Raw genomic sequence first — 17175 nt, forward strand, 5'->3', positions numbered from 1 at the left:
CCGGACGTTGCCGGCGCGTCTTCATTGCCCCGTCCATCCCGATACGGCAAGCTAACGGCCGTTTTTCGTCCCGGATTCCCCAACGCGTGCGCCGAGCCTTCCGCCTGCTGCCCATTCCGTTCAGCATTGCCTTGGCCCTGCCGGCCATGGCCGCCGACGAAAAACCCGTCAGCTACGCGCTGTGTCCGGTCCAGGATGCGATCCCCGCCTTCGATGGCGCGCCGGCCGCAGTCGCGCCCCAGGACCAGGCCGCCCAGCGCCAGCAGAGCCAGCTGCTGCCCACCGATGTGACCGGCGACACCCTCAACGGCAACAACATCGACGGCACCGCCAACTACCAGGGCAACGTGCGCCTGATCCGCGGCGACCAGTTCCTCAATGCCGACAACCTGTTCCTCAACCAGGACAACGGCACCTACACCGCCGACGGCAACGTGCGCTACCAGGACGCGGGCATCCGCGTCATCGCCAAGCGCGCCAGCGGCAACCAGAACGACGACTCGCACCACATCGAGGACGTGCAGTACCAGCTGATCTCCCGCCGCGGCAACGGCGTGGCGGACACCATCAACATGGTCGGCCCGCAGGGCGAGCTGATCGGCTCGACCTACACCACCTGCGACCCGGAAGACCCGGCGTGGCAGCGCTGGTACCTGCGGTCGCGCGAGATCGACGTCAATACCGACGAGGGCTTCGCCACCGCCCACCACGCGGTGGTGCGCATCGGCAACGTGCCGATCCTGTACGCGCCCTGGTTCAAGTTCCCGATCGACGATCGCCGCCAGACCGGCCTGCTGTTCCCGCGCGTGGGCCTGTCGGGCAAGAACGGCCTGAGCTACGAGCAGCCGATCTACCTCAACCTGGCGCCCAACTACGACTCCACCCTGTACCCGCGCTACATGAGCGACCGCGGCGTGGTGTTCGGCGGCGAGTTCCGCTACATCTACCACGGCGGCGAAGGCAAGCTGGAAGGCGCATGGATGCCCAGCGACGACCTGGTGCGCCGCCGCGAACGCGACTACGCCAACGCCCTGCCCGGCAGCGGCGACGAGAATATCTACAACGATCCGCTGCAGGACAAGAACCGCGGCTTCTTCCGTTTCCGCGGCCATCACGACCTCAACAGCACCTGGCAGGCGCGCGCCGACTTCTCCTGGATCAGCGACTCGCGCTACCTGGAGGACAACGGCGGCATCTCCAACGGCACCAACGGCGGCTACGGCTATGCCACCTCGGCGCTGACCAGCACGGTCGGCGTCTACGGGCGCTCGCAGTACTGGAACGCCGGCGCCGAGACCATCACCTACACCTCGGCCGACTACACGGTCGACAAGTCCACCCTGCCCTACAACAGCCTGCCGCGCCTGTTCTTCAACTACGACCGGCCGGTGCTGGACTGGCTGACGGTGGGCCTGAAGAGCGACCTGAGCCGCTTCGACCACAGCGACAAGGACGGCGGCAGCCGGCTGGACCTCAAGCCTTACCTGTCGGTGCCGTTGCGCGGCGCCTCCTGGTTCATCGAACCGGGCCTGGCCTACCGCTACACCGCCTATCGCCTGGAGCAGGGCCTGGCCGACCAGCTCGGTGGCGACCGCACGCCGACCCGCTCCACGCCGATCACCACGGTGGACGCCGGGCTGTTCTTCGATCGCGACACGCACTGGGGCGACACGCCGTATCTGCAGACGCTGGAGCCGCGGCTGTACTACCTCAACGTGCCCTACCGCAACCAGAACAACCTGCCGCTGTTCGACACCGGCGACATGACCTACAGCTGGGGCCAGCTGTTCCGCGACAACCGCTTCTCCGGCGCCGACCGCCAGACCGACGCCAACCAGCTGACGCTGGCGTTGACCAGCCGCAGCATCCGCCAGACCGACGGCCTGGAGAAGTTCAACATCAGCCTGGGCCAGATCCTCTATTTCGAGGATTCCAACGTGGTGTTGAACCAGAACTCGCAGCCGATCGAGAAGGGCAAGTCGGCCTGGATCGTCGACTCCAACTACATGCCCACCGATCGCTGGACCCTGGGCGCGTCCTACCAGTACGACGCCAAGAACAGCCGCGCGGACCTGATCAGCTTCCGTTCGCGCTACCTGATCGGCAACGACGGCGTGGTCAACCTGTCCTACCGCTATCGCCGCGACCTGCTCAAGCAGGCCGACCTGTCCTTCCTCTACCCGATCAACCCGGTGTGGAGCGTGGTCGGGCGCTACTACTACTCCTTCCAGGACAACAAGTTGCTGGAAGCCATCGGCGGCGTGCAGTGGGACAGCTGCTGCCTGGCCGTGCGCCTGCTGGGCCGCCACTACGTGCGCAATCTGCAGGGCGAGTCCGACAACCAGATCCAGGTGGAGTTCGTGCTCAAGGGCCTGTCCTCGCTGGGCCAGAACACGGACAAGACCTTGCGCCGTGGTATTCTCGGCTATTACCGCGACGACCTTTACCTGGTTCCTCCCAGCGTCGCCGCCCCGGATCTCGACGACAACGACGACACCGGCTCCGATCCGTTCTGAAGACATCCATGACCATTCGATCCCTTTTCGTTGCCGGCCTGCTGGCCGTGACCGTCATCGCGCCGGTGCGCGCTCAGGAATCCCAGCCGCTGGACGGCATCGCCGCCGTGGTCAACGAGGACGTGGTGCTGAAGAGCGAGCTGGACCGCGCCGTGGCCAACGTCCAGGCCCAGTACGCCAGCAATCCCGGCCAGCTGCCGCCGCCTGACGTGCTGCGCCGGCAGGTGCTCGAGCGCCTGGTGCTGGTCAAGCTGCAGGTCGCCCGCGCCCAGGAAAACGGCATCAGCGTCAGCGACGAGGAAGTCAACAGCGCGGTGGCCAGCGTGGCCCAGCAGAACAACACCACGGTCGATGGCCTGCGCCAGCGCCTGGCGGCCGAAGGCCTTTCCTTCGACGAGTTCCGCAGCTCGCTGCGCGACGAGATCACCGTCCAGCGCCTGCGCCAGAGCTACGGCCAGAGCCGCATCCGCGTCAGCGAGGCCGAGGTCGACGCCGCGCTCAAGGCCCAGGCCAACGGCGGCGTGCAGTACCACCTGGCGCACATCCTGATCGGCCTGCCCGAGGGCGCCACCGCCGAGCAGATCGCCACCGGCCAGAAGAAGGCCGAGGGCGTCAAGAGCCTGCTGGACCGCAACGAGATGGACTTCTCGGCCGCGGCCGTGCGCTATTCCGACAGCCCCAACGCGCTGGAAGGCGGCGACCTGGGCTGGCGCAGCCTGGACGAGATCCCGGTGGCCTTCGTCGACACGCTCAAGAACATGCAGGCCGGCCAGGTGGTGGGCCCGATCCGCGGCCCGTCGGGCTTCCAGCTGCTCAAGCTGGTGGAGACCCGCGACGCTTCGCAGGCGCCCAGCCAGATGACCACCGAGTACCACGCCCGCCACATCCTGGTGCGCGTCACGCCGGTGCAGGACGCCGCGGCGGCCAAGGCCAAGATCGACACCCTGCGCGCCCGCATCGCCGGCGGCGCGGACTTCGCCGAGCTGGCCAAGGCCGACTCGGAGGACGCCAACACCAAGAACGACGGCGGCGACCTGGGCTGGTTCACCGCCGACCAGTTCGGCCCCGACTTCGGTCAGCGCCTGACCGCGCTGAAGGACGGCGAGGTCAGCGAACCGTTCCGCACCGAGGCCGGCTGGCACATCGTCCAGCGCGAAGGCACCCGCCAGACCGACGTGACCGATCAGAACCGCCGGGCCCAGGTGCGCGACACCATCGGCCGGCGCAAGCTGGAAGAGGAGTACAACCGCTACCTGCTGGAGCTGCGCGGCGAGGCCTACGTCAGCTTCCGCACCGGCGATGCGGCCATCGACAGCGCCACGCCGGACACGGCGATGAGCGCGCCTGGCGCGGCCGAGGAAGCGGCCAAGGCCGGCAAGAAGCAGCGCGGCGGCGACAACAACGACATGCCCGGCTCGGCCTCGTCCAACCAGATGCCGTAAGGCGTTGACGCGATGATGCGGCCCGACCTGGCGCTCGTCCCCGGCGAGCCGGCCGGGATCGGGCCGGAACTGTGTATCCGGCTGGTCCAGCAGCCGCGCCAGGACTGCCGGCTGGTGGCCTTCGGCGATGCCGACACCCTGCACGCGGCGGCCCGTGCGCTGGCGCTGCCGCTGAAGCTGCTGCCTGCCGACGCGCAGCCCGAGGCGCCCGGTGACCTGGCCTTCGTGCCGGTGCCCAATGCCGTGCCCAGCGCGTTTGGCGCGCCGGATCCGCGCAACGCGGCGGCAGTGATCGATGCCCTGCTCGCCGCGGCCGATGGCTGCATCGCCGGCCGCTTCGCCGGCGTGGTCACCGGCCCGGTGCACAAGGCGGTGATCAACGACGGCGGCATCGCCTACACCGGCACCACCGAGCTGCTCGCCCGCCACGCCGGCCGCGAGGTGGTGATGATGCTCGCCAACCAGATCGTGCGCGTGGCGCTGGTGACCACTCACCTGCCGCTGCGCGCGGTGCCCGATGCGATTACCGAGGCCGCGTTGCGCCACGCCGTGCATACCACCGCGCAGGCGCTGCGCGAGGACTTCGGCATCGCCCGTCCGCGCCTGTGCGTGCTCGGCCTGAACCCGCATGCCGGTGAGGACGGCCACCTCGGCCGCGAGGAACTGGACCTGATCATCCCCACGCTGGAGGCACTGCGTGGCGATGGACTCGACCTCATCGGCCCGCTGCCCGCCGACACGGCGTTCCTGCCCGACAAGCTGACCGGCTTCGACGCGGTGCTGGCGATGTATCACGACCAGGGCCTGCCGGTACTCAAGTACAGCGGCTTCGAGCACGCCGTGAATCTCACCCTGGGCCTGCCCTACCCGCGCGTGGCGGTCGACCACGGCACCGCGCTGCCGCTGGCCGGCAAGGGGGTGGCCGACCCGTCCAGCCTGTTTGCCGCGGTGCGCACCTGCGCGGCCATGGCCGCGCACAGGCGTACACGGTGAGGCCGGCGGCAAGCCCCGGGGAGGAAGCAACTGCCCCCCTGCGGAACGGAGCTTGCTCCGCTGAGGCTTTCCCGACGATCCGACGGATGTAGAGCGGAGCTTGCTCCGCTGGGGCTTTCCCGATGATCGGGCCGGAGCGCAGCGGGGCGAACTTCGCTCTACAGGGATGCCGGAACGTATGCGGCTCCCATGACGAAGAGGATGGCCCGCGTAGGCCGGGTAAACTGTCGCAATGACCGCTACCCCCCACTTCAGTGCACCGGCCAAGAAGTCGCTCGGCCAGCACTTCCTGCACGAGCGGCACTACATCGACCGCATCGTGCAGGCGGTCGACCCCAAGCCCGGCGATACCCTGGTGGAGATCGGCCCGGGCCAGGGCGCGATCACCTTCCCGCTGCTGCGCCGGCATGGCGCGCTGACCGCGATCGAGTTCGACCGCGACCTCATCGCCCCGCTCACCGCCGCCGCGCAGGGCGTGGGCGAACTGACCATCATCCACCGCGATGTCCTGTCGGTCGACTTCACCGAGCTGGCCGCCGGACGCACGCTGCGCCTGGTCGGCAACCTGCCCTACAACCTGTCCTCGCCGATCCTGTTCCATGCGCTGGACCACGCCGCCTCGATCGCCGACATGCACTTCATGCTGCAGAAGGAAGTCGTCGACCGCATGGCGGCGGGCCCCGGCAGCAAGGTCTACGGTCGACTGAGCGTGATGCTGCAGGCCTACTGCGAGGTGACGCCGCTGTTCGTGGTGCCGCCGGGCGCGTTCAGCCCGCCGCCGAAGGTCGACTCGGCGGTGGTGCGCCTCGTGCCCAGGGACCCGGTGCGCATCGAGGTGCGCGACCCCAAGCGCCTGGAAGCGGTCGTCCGCGCGGCCTTCGGCCAGCGCCGCAAGACCTTGCGCAACGCGCTGTCGGGCGTGTGCGAGGTGACGCAGATCGAGGCCGCCGGCATCCGCCCCGATGCGCGCGCCGAACAGGTGGCCGTGCGCGATTTCATCGCGCTGGCCAACCTGCCGCACGGCGAGGCGGCCGAACCGGGCTGAGGCTTGAGTACACTGTGCGCATGAGCAGCAACGATTACGCCATCGATGTCGATGTGGCCACGCGGTTCCTGGAAGAACGCTCGGAGCCTGACAGCGGCCATTACGTCTTCGCCTACACCATCGTGATCCGCAACCGCGGCACGCAGGCGGCGCGCCTGCTCGCGCGCCATTGGGAGATCACCGACGGCAACGGCAGGATCGAACGCGTCGATGGCGAGGGCGTGGTCGGCGAGCAGCCGCGCCTGCGTCCCGGCGAGCTGTTCCAGTACACCTCCGGCGCGGTGCTGGAGACCGACCACGGCACCATGCGCGGTCGCTACGACATGGTGGCCGACGACGGCACGCACTTCGATGCCCCGATCGCGCCGTTCGCGCTGTCGGTGCCGCGTACGCTGCACTAAGCGCCATGGCGGTCTGGGCGATTGGCGACCTGCAGGGCTGTTACGACGCCACGGCACGGCTGCTGGAAAAACTCGACTTCGATCCCGCGCGCGACCGCATCTGGTTCTGCGGTGACCTGGTCAACCGCGGCGGACAGTCGCTGGAGACCCTGCGCCTGGTGTATTCGCTGCGCGACCACTGCGAGGTGGTGCTGGGCAACCACGACCTGTCGCTGCTGGCGATCGGCGCGCGCACCGAAGAGGAACAGCGCAAGGTCAATCCGGACCTGGGCCGGATCGTGCAGGCGCACGACCGCGACACGCTGCTGGAGTGGCTGCGCCACCGCGAGCTGGTGCATGTGGACCGCGAACTGGGCTGGATGATGCTGCACGCCGGCCTGGCCCCGCGCTGGAGCTGCGCCGCGGCCGAGGGCTATGCGCGCGAGGTGGAAAGAGAGCTGCGCGGCCCGGGCTTCCGCAAGCTGATGCGCAGCATGTACGGCGACAAGCCCAACTGGTCCACCGGCCTGGCCGGTCCGGACCGCTGGCGCGCGATCATCAACGTGCTCACCCGCATGCGCTACTGCACGCCGCGCGGGCGCATCGCGATGGAGGAAAAAGGCATGCCGGGCACGCAGGCGCAGGGCCTGTATCCGTGGTTCGACGTGCCGGGCCGCGAGGCCCGCGACCTGAAGATCGTCTGCGGCCACTGGTCGACGCTGGGACTGATGCTCGGCCTGGGCGTGCACGCCATCGATACCGGCGCGGTCTGGGGCGGCAGGCTCACCGCGCTACAGCTGGACACCGACGAACTGCGCGTGGTGCAGGTGCCGGGGCGCGATGTCGATCCGGGCACGGCCCGGCGCGATTAGCGCCGAAGCGTTGTTCCCGCGAAAGCGGAAATCATGGACGTTGACTCGGGAAAGCCGCCAACAGGCGCTGGGTTCCCGCGCGTGCGGGAACGCCGGTAGAGGGTTCTTTGCAGCGGCTTTCGGGTCTGCCGCGACGGCAGAGACTAGGCCTGCCTGACGTAATCCACGAACTCGAACGCCAGCGCGTGGCGCTCGTCGGCCGCATGCGGCTGGCGCGCCGTGACGCGCCACTGCGCTGGATCGAAACGCGGGAAGAACGCCTCGGCGCCCTGCACTTGGGTGTCCACGTGGGTCAGATACAGCGCGTCGGCCAGCGGCAAGGCCAGCGCATACACCTGGCCACCGCCGATCACGCACAGCTCCGCGGCGCCGCGTTCGCGCGCCAGCTCGATCGCCGCTTCCAGCGACTCGACCGCGACCATGCCCGCGAACGGCACCTGCACGCTGCGCGTCAGCACCAGGTTCAACCGCCCCGGCAACGCACGCCCCAGCGACTGCGCGGTCTTGCGCCCCATCAGCACCGGCTTGCCCAGGGTCAGCGCCTTGAAGCGCTTGAGGTCGTCGGGCAGGCGCCACGGCAGATCGTTGTCGCGGCCGATGGCGTTGTGGCGGTCGAGCGCGGCGACGAGCGAGATGCGGGGCCCGGAGGACGCGGGCGCCCCGGACGAGGCCTGCGTCATACCGCCACCGGCGCCTTGATCGCCGGATGCGGGTCGTAGCCGAGGATCTCGATGTCCTCGAAGGTGAAGCCGAACAGATCGGTCACCTCCGGATTCAGATGCAGCCTGGGCAAGGCACGCGGCGTGCGCGTGAGCTGCTCGCGCGCCTGCTCGAAGTGGTTCGAATACAGATGCGCATCGCCCAGCGTGTGTACGAAATCGCCCACGCCCAGGCCGGTGGCCTGGGCCACCATGTGGGTCAGCAGCGCGTAGCTGGCGATGTTGAACGGCACGCCCAGGAAGATGTCGCCGCTGCGCTGGTAGAGCTGGCAGCTGAGCTTGCCGTCGACCACGTAGAACTGGAACAGGCTGTGGCACGGCATCAGCGCCATCTGCGGCAGCTGCGCCACGTTCCAGGCGCTGATCACCAGCCGGCGCGAATCCGGGTTGCGCTTGATCTCCTGCACCAGCCACTGCATCTGGTCGATGGTCTGGCCGTCGGCGCCTTCCCAGCTGCGCCATTGCTTGCCGTAGACCGGGCCGAGGTTGCCATCCTCGTCGGCCCACTCGTCCCAGATGCTGACCTTGTTGTCCTTGAGATAGGCGATGTTGGTGTCGCCCTGCAGGAACCACAGCAGTTCATGGATGATCGAGCGCAGGTGCAGCTTCTTGGTCGTGACCAGCGGGAAGCCTTCGTTCAGATCGAAGCGCATCTGCCAGCCGAACACGCTGCGCGTGCCGGTGCCGGTGCGGTCGGACTTCTCCGCGCCGTGTTCCAGGACGTGGCGCAGCAGGTCGAGGTACTGGCGCATCAGCGGGCCTCCGCGGGCGTGGCCTGCGCCGGCGGGAGCGGCTGCAGCACCGGCGCGCGCCGCGAGCGCCACAGCAGGAACAGGCCCAGCGCCACCAGCGGCAGGCTCAGCAGCTGGCCCATCGTCACCCAGCCGAACGCCAGATAGCCCAGCTGCGCGTCGGGCACGCGCACCAGTTCGACCAGGAAGCGCGAGAGGCCGTAGAGCAGCGCGAACAGCCCGGACACCGCATAGCGATGGCGCGGCCGCATCGAGAACACCCACAGCACCGCGAACATCAGCACGCCTTCGAGCAGCGCCTCGTACAGCTGGGAAGGATGGCGCGCGTAGCGGTCGAGCGCGCCGGCGGCGTACTGCGCCTGCAGCTGCGCCTGGCTCAGATGCTGCTCGTAGAGGGCCGGGTCGGTGGTCGGGAAGATCACGCCCCAGTGCGTGCCGGTGTACTTGCCCCACAGCTCGCCGTTGACGAAGTTGGCCAGGCGCCCCAGGCCCAGGCCCGCCGGCACCAGCGGCGCCAGGAAATCCATGGTGTCGAAGAAGTGCAGCCGGTGCCGGCGCGACCACAGCCAGGCGGCGGTGAGCACGCCGAGCAGGCCGCCGTGGAAGCTCATGCCGCCTTCCCAGACCTTGAAGACCTTCAGCGGGTTGTCCAGGTAGACCGGCAGGTCGTAGAACAGGATGTAGCCCAGTCGCCCGCCCAGCACCACGCCGAGCATCGCGTAGAACATCAGGTCGGAAAAATGCTCCAGGTTCACGCCCGGCAGGCGCCCGGCCTGGACGCGGCGGCGGCCCAGGTACCAGGCGGCGAAGAAGGACAACGCGTAGGCGATGCCGTACCAATGCACATCGACCGGGCCGATGGAGAAGGCGATGGGGTCGAGGTGGTGCAGGAAGATCATGCGTGGCCGACGGCAGACGAAACAGCCGTCATTCTGACCTACACGGCTGGCGCGCGCATGCGGCGCACCGCAACGCGACGATCCGCCGCCAGGCGCGACGGCGGTGGATCAGGGCGCCGAGCTTTCCCCGACCGCCGGCGTCGGCGGGCGCACGCGGAACAGGCGAAGGCCCGCGGCCTGCAGCGCGGCACGGGCCGGTTCGGCCAAGTCCTCCTGGCCCGCCAGCCAGGATTCGACCAGCGTCCGGTCGCTGCGGCAGGCCAGCAGCAGCTCGTGCGCCGGCACCGTGGGGCTGGCCTGGGCGACATCGCGCAGGAAGGCCTGGCGCAACCGCAGCGAGCCACGCAGCGCCAGCACGGTCTGCACCAGCAGGAAGGCGCCGATCCCCCAGGCGGCATCCCCCACCCCGCGCGCCGTGGTCAGCCAGGCGAAGGCCACGCAGGCCAGCGCCCGGACCAGGGTGGCGCGGGTGTTTTCGCCCGGCATCGCCCAGCGCTGGTGGTGCAGGTACTCGAACCAGGTCAGCACCAGCGCGAACGCCGCCAGCGCGTTGCAGCCGGCCAGGACCAGCGCGCTGGACGCCGCCACGGCGATGGCCAGGTCGCGGCGACGCGGCCGCATCGCGGCGGTGTACAGCCTGGGCAGGCGGGCCAACGTGTCGGTCAGAGCTGGGTGCATGGAAACATCCTGGCGCGGCGGGCGGGGCGGCGGACGAGGCCGGCGGCGCGCACGGCGCCTGCCTGGACTTCGCTGCACGGCGCGTGCCGGGAGACGAAGCAGGTCCCTGGATGATGCCGCAGTGCGGCAGTGTCGTGAAGGGCGCGTGATGAATATCGGCGAGCGGCGGGCGTTCCTGTGGTTCGCGTCACAGGATGCTGCTGCGCGGTCCGGGTGGGCCCTTCAAGATCTGCTCCTGCGGGAGCCGCCACGGCGGCGAGCGGCGCTACCGGGAATGCCTCATCGCCGCCATGGTGGCTCCCACCGGGCCAGCGTCACCCTGCAGCCGATCAGAGGATCCGAGGCAGATCCGGCAGTTCGTTGTCGCCGCGCTGCCCGGGCACCGCCGGGAACGCGCGGGCCAGCAGCGCGGAGGCGGCCTGCACCCCGGCAACGACTGCCGCCTCGGGATCGCCCTGGCGCATGCCGGCTTCGATCTGCGCGCAGACCTGGCGCCATTCCTCTGCGCTGACGCGCCCTTCCAGGCCGCGGTCGGCGACGATCTCGATGTGGTGGTCGGCCAGCAGCAGGTAGATCAGCACGCCGTTGTTGGCGGCCGTATCCCAGGTGCGCAGGCGGGCGAAGGCGGCGTGCGCGGCCGCGCGTGCGTCCACGTCTGCCAGCACTGCGCGCAGGTGCAGGCCGGATTCGACGGCGAACATCACCTCGCCACTGTGCAGGCGCTCGCCCTCGGCGATGGCCTGGGCGATGCGCTGCAGGCGCTCGGCCGGGAACAGCCGGTGCGAGGACGGGGGAAACAGGTGCCGGAACCAGCGCATCACCAACTCCCCGAGGCGCCACCGCCTCCGGACGAACCGCCGCCGCCGCTCCAGCCACCGCCGCCGCCGAAGCCGCCCCCTCCACCGAATCCGCCGCCGCCCCAGCCGCCGCCGCCGAGGCCACCGCCCCAACCGCCGAAACCGCCCGGCCCGGCGAAGCGCCCGCCCGAGCCGCCCAGCAGCCCCATCAGCAGGCCGATCACGCCCGCCAGGCCACCGATCAGGACCGACGCCAGCAGCCAGGCCACCGCGCCACCGGCCGCGCCGCCGGCCAGCGCGCGCAGCGGTCGCGGCAGCGCGCGCAGCACGGTGCGGGTGAAGCCGGCCACGATCAGGCCGGCGACCAACGCGAACAGCCAGTCGCCGCCGCCCCGGCGCTCCGCGGCCGGGTGCGAGCTTTCCGGAGCCGGCAGCGGCTCACCGTCGATCAGCTTGACCAGCACCGCGGTGGCGTCGGCCAGGCCGCCGGCGTAGTCGCCCTGGCGGAACTTCGGCGCCAGGTATTCCTGGATGACGCGGTTGGCGATGGCGTCGGGGATGGCGCCCTCCAGGCCGTATCCGGGCTGGATGCGCACGCGCCGATCGTCCTTGGCCACCACCACCAGCACCGCGTCGTCCACGCCCTTGCGGCCCAGCTTCCACTGGTCGAAGACCCGCTGGGTGTACTGCTCGATCGCTTCGGGCTGGGTGGTCGGCACCATCAGCACCTGCAGCTGGGCGCCCTTGCGCTGCTGCAGGTCCAGCGCCTGTTGGCGCAGCGCGCCGGCCTGCTCGGCCGAGAGCGTGCCGGTGGTGTCGATGACCGGCGAATCCAGGGTCGGAATCGCCGCCTCCTGCGCCAGCGCCATCGGCGCCAGCAGCAGGACCAGCAGCAGCGCGGCCAGGCGCGGCAGCGGTTTCATCGCGGAGGGCGGCGGCAGCTTACTGAGCCGGGGTCGTGGCCGGCGGTGGGGTCTGCTGCGGTGCCTGCGACTGGACCGGCGTGCTCGGCGGCGGCTGGCTGAAGTCCACCGTCGGGGCCTGCGAGATCTGCGCCTCGTTGGCGACCGAGAAGTTGGGCTTCTCCTTGGCCCCGGTCACCTTGGCCGTCAGCGCCTGCGGGAACTGGCGGATGTAGGTGTTGTAGTCCTGCACGGCCTGGATGTAGCGGCCGCGGGCCACGGTGATGCGGTTCTCGGTGCCTTCCAGCTGCGCCTGCAGATCGCGGAAGTTCTGGTCGGACTGCAGGGTCGGATAGTTCTCGCTGACCACCAGCAGGCGGCTCAGCGCGCTGCCCAGCTCGCCTTGGGCCTGGGAGAACTGCTGCAGCGAGTTCGCGTCATCGGCGTTGACCTGGATCTGGCCGACCCGGGCGCGGGCGTTGGTGACCTCGGTCAGCACCTGGCGCTCCTGCTGGGCGTAGCCCTGCACGGTGCGCACCAGGTTAGGGATCAGGTCGGCGCGACGCTGGTACTGGTTCAGCACCTCGGACCAGCCGGCCTTCACCGCCTGATCCTTCTGCTGGATGGTGTTGTAGCCGCAGCCGGCCAGCAGCGTCAGGGCCGCGAGCATCAGCAGGGATCGGAAGACGTGGCGCATGGCGTGACTCTCCTGAAGGGTCGACCGGCGGCGCGAGGTGCGCACGCCGCGCATCATGAACAGGCTTTCATTAAAACGCCGTGGCCGGCCGCCGTCAGGCATCGACCCCGTGCGCCTGGGCGCGGCGGCGCATCAGCAGGTTCAGCACCTCGACCAGCGCCGAGAAGCCCATGGCGAAGTACACGTAGGCCTTGGGCACGTGCACGTCCAGGCCGTCCAGCACCAGCACCACGCCGACCAGCACGATGAAGGCCAGCGCCAGCATCTTCACCGTCGGGTTGGCGTCGATGAAGCGGCCCAGCGGATTGGCCGCCAGCAGCATCACCAGCACCGCCAGCACCACCGCCGCCACCATCACCGGGATGTGGCTGGCGAAGCCGACCGCGGTGATCACCGAGTCCAGCGAGAACACGATGTCGATGATCGCGATCTGCGCGATCACCATGCCGAACACCGCCGAGGCCTTGGTGGTGTTGGGGTCGCCATCGTCGCCGCCGGTGATCAGCTCGCGGATCTCGCCGATGCCCTTCACCACCAGGAACACGCCGCCCACGATCAGCACCAGGTCGCGGATGGAGATGCCCATGCCGCCCACCTGGAACAGGTCGCTGCTCATGCGCGACAGGTAGGCCAGCGACACCAGCAGCGCGATGCGCGTGATGCAGGCCACCGCGATGCCCAGCTTGCGCGCCTTCGAGCGCTGGCTCTCCGGCAGGCGGCTGACCGCGATCGAGATGAAGACCAGGTTGTCGATCCCCAGCACGATCTCCAGCGTGCTGAGCGTCAGCAGCGTCAGCCAGGTATTGGGGTCGGCGAGGAAGTCCAAGTTCATGCGCGGGGGAAGCCTTCTAGAGCGAGGGGGAGAACAGCAGCAGCCACAGGCGCGGGCCGGCGATCAGCCCCCAGCACAGCAGCACGTTGAGCATCGTCATCAGCACCGCGGCCGAGCCCATGTCCTTGGCGCGGCCGGCCAGTTCGTGGAACTCGGCGCCGTAGCGCTCGATCACCGCCTCCACGGCGGAATTGAGCAGCTCCACGGCCAGCACCAGCAGCAGCGAGCCGACCAGCAGCGCGCGCTGCACGCCGTCGCCGCCCAGCCACAGCCCCAGCGGGGCCAGCACCACGAACAGCACCACTTCCAGGCGGAAGGAGGACTCGTGCAGCCAGGCCGCGCACAGCCCCTGCCAGGACCAGCGCGCCGCCTTGAGCAGGCGCGCGGGGCCGCGCGGGGTGTGGCCGTACAGGTCGGCCATGGTCAACGCGCGTCCCGCGGGCGGATCGGGGACGACGGAAGCGGCTGGAGCATGGGCCGGATCGGGAGGCAGCGGCGGAAAGTGGCGATTTTGCCATAGCCGGCACACAGGCCGGGGTCGCCCTACGCTGGCGCGCCCGTCGCCCGTTTCCCGGCAAGCCATGCCGATGCTGCAAGGGCGATGCGAGCTGCCGGGGTGGACGGCAGGCCTCGGGCTGGTTCACTGTGCGCCGCTGTTCCGAGTTCCGTGGAGGGTTCTACCGTGTCGATCAAGTCGAGTGCTTCCCTTGTGTTGGCCGCCTGCGTGGCCCTGCTGAGCGCCTGTGCGCAGACGCCGGTCGCCACCGCGCCCGCCCCGGCCGCCGTCGTCGCGCCGGCCGTAGCGCCGGAAGTGGCCAGCGGCGCGGTGTCCAACCCGGCGTGGGCCAAGGACATGGACGCCTTCGCCGCGCAGGACGCGGCCAACCCGCCGCCCAGGCATGCGGTGCTGTTCATCGGCAGTTCCTCGATCCGCATGTGGAGCACGCTGGCCCAGGACTTCGCCGGCACGCCGGTGATCAACCGCGGCTTCGGCGGCTCGGAGGTGCGCGACAGCACCTACTACGCCGACCGCATCGTGGTGCCCTACCAGCCGCGCGAGATCGTGTTCTACGCCGGCGACAACGACCTGGCCGCCGGCCGCAGCGTGCAGCAGGTGGTGCAGGACACCTTCGCCTTCATCGCCCGCGTCCGCCGCGACCTGCCCGGCGTGCCGGTGGTGTACCTGTCGATTAAGCCCAGCCCCTCGCGCGCGCAGCTGCTGCCGCAGATCCGCCAGGCCAACGCGCAGATCGCCGCGCGCGCCGCGCAGCTGCAGGACGTGCACTTCGTCGACGTGTTCACGCCGATGCTCGGCGCCGACGGCCAGCCGCGCCGGGCGCTGTTCCGCGAGGACATGCTGCACATGACGCCCGAGGGATACGCCATCTGGACCCGCGCGCTGAAGCCCTACGTGGAAGGCGGCGCGCGCTAGGCGTCGAAGATCGCCGTGCCGCGCCGGCCGTCGCGATCGATCCAGCCGCGGTACATGCCGCCGGTGTTGAACAGCAACGCCAGCCGGCCCTGCGCATCGACGGCGATCACGCCGCCATCGCCGCCCAGCGCCGGCAACGTGCCGAAGACCACCGCTTCGGCGGCTTCGCCCAGGCTGGCGCCGCCGTGGGCCACGCGCGCCGCGATGTCGTGCGCGGCCGCGCAGCGGATGAAGGCCTCGCCCCAGCCGGTGGCCGAGACCGCGACCCGCTGATCGGCCCAGGTGCCGGCGCCGATCAGCGGCGAATCGCCCACGCGCCCCCAGCGCTTGTTGGTCATCCCGCCGGTGGACGTGGCCGCGGCCAGATGGCCCTGCCGGTCCAGTGCCACCGCGCCGACCGTGCCGAAGTAGCGGCCCGCCGCCGACGCGCCCTCGCCCGCCTCCGCCTGCGCGCGGTGCAGCTGCGCCAGCCGCGATGGTGTGTCGAACCAGGCGTTGTCCACGCGCGCGATCGCGGGCTGGGTGTCGGCGAACTGTTCGGCGCCCTGCCCGGCCAGCAGCACGTGCGGGCTGTGGTCCATCACCGCGCGCGCCAGCCGGACCGGATTGCGCACCGTGCGCACGCCGGCCACCGCGCCGGCGCGGCGGGTGTGGCCTTCCATCAGCGCCGCGTCGAGCTCGTGCTCACCCCGTGCGGTGTAGACCGCGCCATAGCCGGCGTTGAACCACGGCGCCTCCTCCAGCGCGACCACCGCCGCCTGCACGGCGTCCAGCGCGGCGCCGCCGCGTTCGAGCACCGCGGCGCCGGCGTCGAGCGCCTGCTCCAGGGCCGCATGGATGGCCTGCCGCTGCACCGGCGCCATCGCCTCGATCACGCCCGCGCCGCCGTGCACGGCCAGGGCGATGGGCGGATCGTCGGTCACGGCGGCGCGCCCTCTAGAGGAAGCGCACCGTGGCGGTAGTGCCCTGCCCCAGCACGCTGTCCAGCTCGATCTTCCAGCCGAAGCGCTGGCACAGCCGCGAGACGATCGACAGCCCCAGCCCGGCGCTGTGCTGGCGCGCATCGTCGGCGCGGTAGAACGGTTCGAACGCGCGCTGCATCGCGTCGGAGGTCATGCCGATGCCGGTATCGCGCACCACGAAGTGATCGCTCTCCAAGCGCACCTCGATCTGGCCTTCGTCGGTATAGCTGCAGGCGTTGCGCAGCAGGTTGCTGACCACCACGTGCATGACCCGCGGCGGCGCATGCAGGCGCGGCCTGGCGTTGCACACCACGGTCAGGTCGACCGGCTTGCCGATCAGCAGGTCGCGCGCGCTCTCGGCTTCGTCCAGCACCACGTCGACCAGCTCGAAATCCTCGCTCTGCGGCTCGACGTCCGCCTCGCGCGCCAGGATCAGGAAGGCGTCGATCACCGCCTCCATCTCCCGCGCCGAGCGCTGGATCCGCTGCAGCGAGCGCACCGCGCGCGGCGGCAGTTCGCCGGCCAGGGCCAGGTCGGTCGCCACCCGGATCACGGTCAGCGGCGTGCGCAGCTCGTGGCTGGCGTCGCGGGTGAAGTCGCGCTCGCGCGCGACGTGGGCCTCCACGCGCTGGGACAGGCCGTGCAGCGCCTCGGCCAGGCTGCGCGCTTCGCCCTGCACCTCGCGCGGCAGCTTGTCCGAGGCCAGCGCCGAGGTGTCCGGCGCGCGCGGGTCCCATTGCGAGACCTGGCGCGCGAGCCAGGAGGTCGGCGACACCAGCGGCCGGAAGAAGCGGTAGGTCAGATAAGACGCGCCATACAGCGCGCCCAGGCACAGCAGCAGCGGCAGCGCGCCGGACCAGAAGAACAGGCGCTCGGCATCGGTCCCCAGCCAGGCCAGGTAGAGCCGCCCTTGCGGGCGCTCGTCGACCAGCACGACCTCGCTGCCGACGGTGTGCACGCCGGGCGCAAGTTCGCGCAGGGGTTCTGGCAGGGTGAGCTCGGACTGCCCCGGCTGGACCAGGTAGCCGCGCAGGTCATGCGTATTCGGCGGCGGCTGCACCTTGGAGGTGGCGTACAGGTCCCAGTAGTGCGTAGCCTCCTCGTGCAGCATGGTCCGCACCAGGCTGCGCTTGATGACCGCCGAGACGATCAGCACCGACGCGATCACCGCCAGGCTGGCCAGGGCCACCCTGAGGATGAAGGCGATGCGGATGCTATGGGGAAGTTCCTGAGGCACGGCGTGCGTTACGTATCAGG

Annotated in this window: 18 protein-coding genes; 7 read left to right on the forward strand and 11 right to left on the reverse strand. The window is 70.2% G+C overall.

Annotation, left to right across the window (positions count from 1 at the left end; translation table 11 throughout):
- The first annotated feature begins 86 nt into the window (after nt 1-86).
- The 6 genes from lptD (at nt 87) to LAJ50_RS13580 (ending at nt 7248) form a co-directional block, all read left to right on the forward strand.
- Entirely contained in the window at nt 87-2516 is a 2430-nt protein-coding gene (gene lptD / locus LAJ50_RS13555; RefSeq protein WP_138652553.1) for an LPS assembly protein LptD, read from the forward strand.
- 8 nt (nt 2517-2524) lie between these two features.
- On the forward strand, nt 2525-3958 hold the full coding sequence (locus LAJ50_RS13560; protein WP_138652551.1) for a peptidylprolyl isomerase: 1434 nt from the start codon (nt 2525-2527) through the stop codon (nt 3956-3958).
- Nucleotides 3959-3970: 12 nt separating this feature from the next.
- A complete protein-coding gene (gene pdxA, locus LAJ50_RS13565) occupies nt 3971-4951 on the forward strand; it encodes a 4-hydroxythreonine-4-phosphate dehydrogenase PdxA (RefSeq protein WP_171044573.1) in 981 nt (326 codons plus the stop codon).
- Between the two features lie 232 nt (nt 4952-5183).
- On the forward strand, nt 5184-5996 hold the full coding sequence (gene rsmA / locus LAJ50_RS13570; RefSeq protein ID WP_138652549.1) for a 16S rRNA (adenine(1518)-N(6)/adenine(1519)-N(6))-dimethyltransferase RsmA: 813 nt from the start codon (nt 5184-5186) through the stop codon (nt 5994-5996).
- Between the two features lie 20 nt (nt 5997-6016).
- Entirely contained in the window at nt 6017-6397 is a 381-nt protein-coding gene (gene apaG, locus LAJ50_RS13575; RefSeq protein WP_130549710.1) for a Co2+/Mg2+ efflux protein ApaG, read from the forward strand.
- Nucleotides 6398-6402: 5 nt separating this feature from the next.
- Nucleotides 6403-7248 carry a symmetrical bis(5'-nucleosyl)-tetraphosphatase gene (locus tag LAJ50_RS13580; protein ID WP_138652547.1) on the forward strand — a complete coding sequence of 282 codons (846 nt, stop codon included), beginning with the start codon at nt 6403-6405 and terminating at the stop codon, nt 7246-7248.
- 143 nt (nt 7249-7391) lie between these two features.
- Here the strand turns inward: LAJ50_RS13580 and LAJ50_RS13585 are convergent, their stop codons facing one another.
- The 9 genes from LAJ50_RS13585 to LAJ50_RS13625 all read right to left on the reverse strand — a co-directional run bounded on the left by LAJ50_RS13585 (nt 7392) and on the right by LAJ50_RS13625 (nt 13945).
- Nucleotides 7392-7928, reverse strand: coding sequence for a dihydrofolate reductase (locus LAJ50_RS13585; protein ID WP_171044572.1), 537 nt, complete (start codon nt 7926-7928; stop codon nt 7392-7394).
- Nucleotides 7925-8719, reverse strand: coding sequence for a thymidylate synthase (locus LAJ50_RS13590; protein WP_138652545.1), 795 nt, complete (start codon nt 8717-8719; stop codon nt 7925-7927). Before LAJ50_RS13590 ends, LAJ50_RS13585 begins: the two co-directional genes overlap by 4 nt.
- Nucleotides 8719-9618 carry a prolipoprotein diacylglyceryl transferase gene (gene lgt / locus LAJ50_RS13595; protein ID WP_130549713.1) on the reverse strand — a complete coding sequence of 300 codons (900 nt, stop codon included), beginning with the start codon at nt 9616-9618 and terminating at the stop codon, nt 8719-8721. Before lgt ends, LAJ50_RS13590 begins: the two co-directional genes overlap by 1 nt.
- 108 nt (nt 9619-9726) lie before the next feature.
- Nucleotides 9727-10296, reverse strand: a complete 570-nt coding sequence (locus LAJ50_RS13600; RefSeq protein WP_138652543.1) for a hypothetical protein — start codon at nt 10294-10296, stop codon at nt 9727-9729.
- A gap of 329 nt (nt 10297-10625) precedes the next feature.
- The gene (locus tag LAJ50_RS13605) at nt 10626-11114 is read right to left on the reverse strand and encodes a TPM domain-containing protein (RefSeq protein ID WP_138652541.1); all 489 of its coding nucleotides are present in this window, start codon (nt 11112-11114) and stop codon (nt 10626-10628) included.
- On the reverse strand, nt 11114-12016 hold the full coding sequence (locus LAJ50_RS13610) for a TPM domain-containing protein (RefSeq protein ID WP_138652539.1): 903 nt from the start codon (nt 12014-12016) through the stop codon (nt 11114-11116). Before LAJ50_RS13610 ends, LAJ50_RS13605 begins: the two co-directional genes overlap by 1 nt.
- Before the next feature lie 19 nt (nt 12017-12035).
- The gene (locus tag LAJ50_RS13615) at nt 12036-12692 is read right to left on the reverse strand and encodes a LemA family protein (protein WP_138652537.1); all 657 of its coding nucleotides are present in this window, start codon (nt 12690-12692) and stop codon (nt 12036-12038) included.
- 94 nt (nt 12693-12786) lie between these two features.
- Nucleotides 12787-13524: a TerC family protein gene (locus LAJ50_RS13620; protein WP_130549718.1), complete on the reverse strand. Its 738-nt coding sequence runs from the start codon at nt 13522-13524 to the stop codon at nt 12787-12789.
- A 16-nt stretch (nt 13525-13540) separates the two neighbouring features.
- A complete protein-coding gene (locus LAJ50_RS13625; protein WP_130549719.1) occupies nt 13541-13945 on the reverse strand; it encodes a diacylglycerol kinase in 405 nt (134 codons plus the stop codon).
- A 432-nt stretch (nt 13946-14377) separates the two neighbouring features.
- Here LAJ50_RS13625 and LAJ50_RS13630 point away from each other — a divergent pair, with 432 nt between their 5' ends.
- Complete coding sequence (locus LAJ50_RS13630) at nt 14378-14956, forward strand: SGNH/GDSL hydrolase family protein (RefSeq protein WP_130550323.1); 579 nt, start codon at nt 14378-14380, stop codon at nt 14954-14956.
- Here LAJ50_RS13630 and LAJ50_RS13635 read toward each other — a convergent pair.
- Entirely contained in the window at nt 14953-15879 is a 927-nt protein-coding gene (locus tag LAJ50_RS13635; RefSeq protein ID WP_224096324.1) for an isoaspartyl peptidase/L-asparaginase, read from the reverse strand. The two genes, LAJ50_RS13630 and LAJ50_RS13635, sit on opposite strands and share 4 nt — an antisense overlap.
- A gap of 13 nt (nt 15880-15892) precedes the next feature.
- Nucleotides 15893-17155, reverse strand: a complete 1263-nt coding sequence (locus LAJ50_RS13640) for a HAMP domain-containing sensor histidine kinase (RefSeq protein ID WP_138652535.1) — start codon at nt 17153-17155, stop codon at nt 15893-15895.
- Between the last annotated feature and the right edge of the window lie 20 nt (nt 17156-17175).

Origin of the sequence: Pseudoxanthomonas sp. X-1 (assembly GCF_020042665.1) — a bacterium.
In the GTDB taxonomy this organism is placed as follows: domain Bacteria; phylum Pseudomonadota; class Gammaproteobacteria; order Xanthomonadales; family Xanthomonadaceae; genus Pseudoxanthomonas_A; species Pseudoxanthomonas_A spadix_A.

Coding starts and splice junctions, on each gene's coding strand:
- LAJ50_RS13560 (WP_138652551.1), top strand. CDS start 2,525: ATGACCATTCGATCCCTTTTCGTTGCCGGCCTGCTGGCCGTGACCGTC.
- LAJ50_RS13615 (WP_138652537.1), bottom strand. CDS start 12,692: ATGCGCCACGTCTTCCGATCCCTGCTGATGCTCGCGGCCCTGACGCTG.
- LAJ50_RS13620 (WP_130549718.1), bottom strand. CDS start 13,524: ATGAACTTGGACTTCCTCGCCGACCCCAATACCTGGCTGACGCTGCTG.
- LAJ50_RS13590 (WP_138652545.1), bottom strand. CDS start 8,719: ATGCGCCAGTACCTCGACCTGCTGCGCCACGTCCTGGAACACGGCGCG.
- LAJ50_RS13610 (WP_138652539.1), bottom strand. CDS start 12,016: ATGAAACCGCTGCCGCGCCTGGCCGCGCTGCTGCTGGTCCTGCTGCTG.
- LAJ50_RS13600 (WP_138652543.1), bottom strand. CDS start 10,296: ATGCACCCAGCTCTGACCGACACGTTGGCCCGCCTGCCCAGGCTGTAC.
- LAJ50_RS13625 (WP_130549719.1), bottom strand. CDS start 13,945: ATGGCCGACCTGTACGGCCACACCCCGCGCGGCCCCGCGCGCCTGCTC.
- pdxA (WP_171044573.1), top strand. CDS start 3,971: ATGATGCGGCCCGACCTGGCGCTCGTCCCCGGCGAGCCGGCCGGGATC.
- LAJ50_RS13605 (WP_138652541.1), bottom strand. CDS start 11,114: ATGCGCTGGTTCCGGCACCTGTTTCCCCCGTCCTCGCACCGGCTGTTC.
- rsmA (WP_138652549.1), top strand. CDS start 5,184: ATGACCGCTACCCCCCACTTCAGTGCACCGGCCAAGAAGTCGCTCGGC.
- apaG (WP_130549710.1), top strand. CDS start 6,017: ATGAGCAGCAACGATTACGCCATCGATGTCGATGTGGCCACGCGGTTC.
- LAJ50_RS13580 (WP_138652547.1), top strand. CDS start 6,403: ATGGCGGTCTGGGCGATTGGCGACCTGCAGGGCTGTTACGACGCCACG.
- LAJ50_RS13630 (WP_130550323.1), top strand. CDS start 14,378: ATGGACGCCTTCGCCGCGCAGGACGCGGCCAACCCGCCGCCCAGGCAT.
- LAJ50_RS13585 (WP_171044572.1), bottom strand. CDS start 7,928: ATGACGCAGGCCTCGTCCGGGGCGCCCGCGTCCTCCGGGCCCCGCATC.
- lgt (WP_130549713.1), bottom strand. CDS start 9,618: ATGATCTTCCTGCACCACCTCGACCCCATCGCCTTCTCCATCGGCCCG.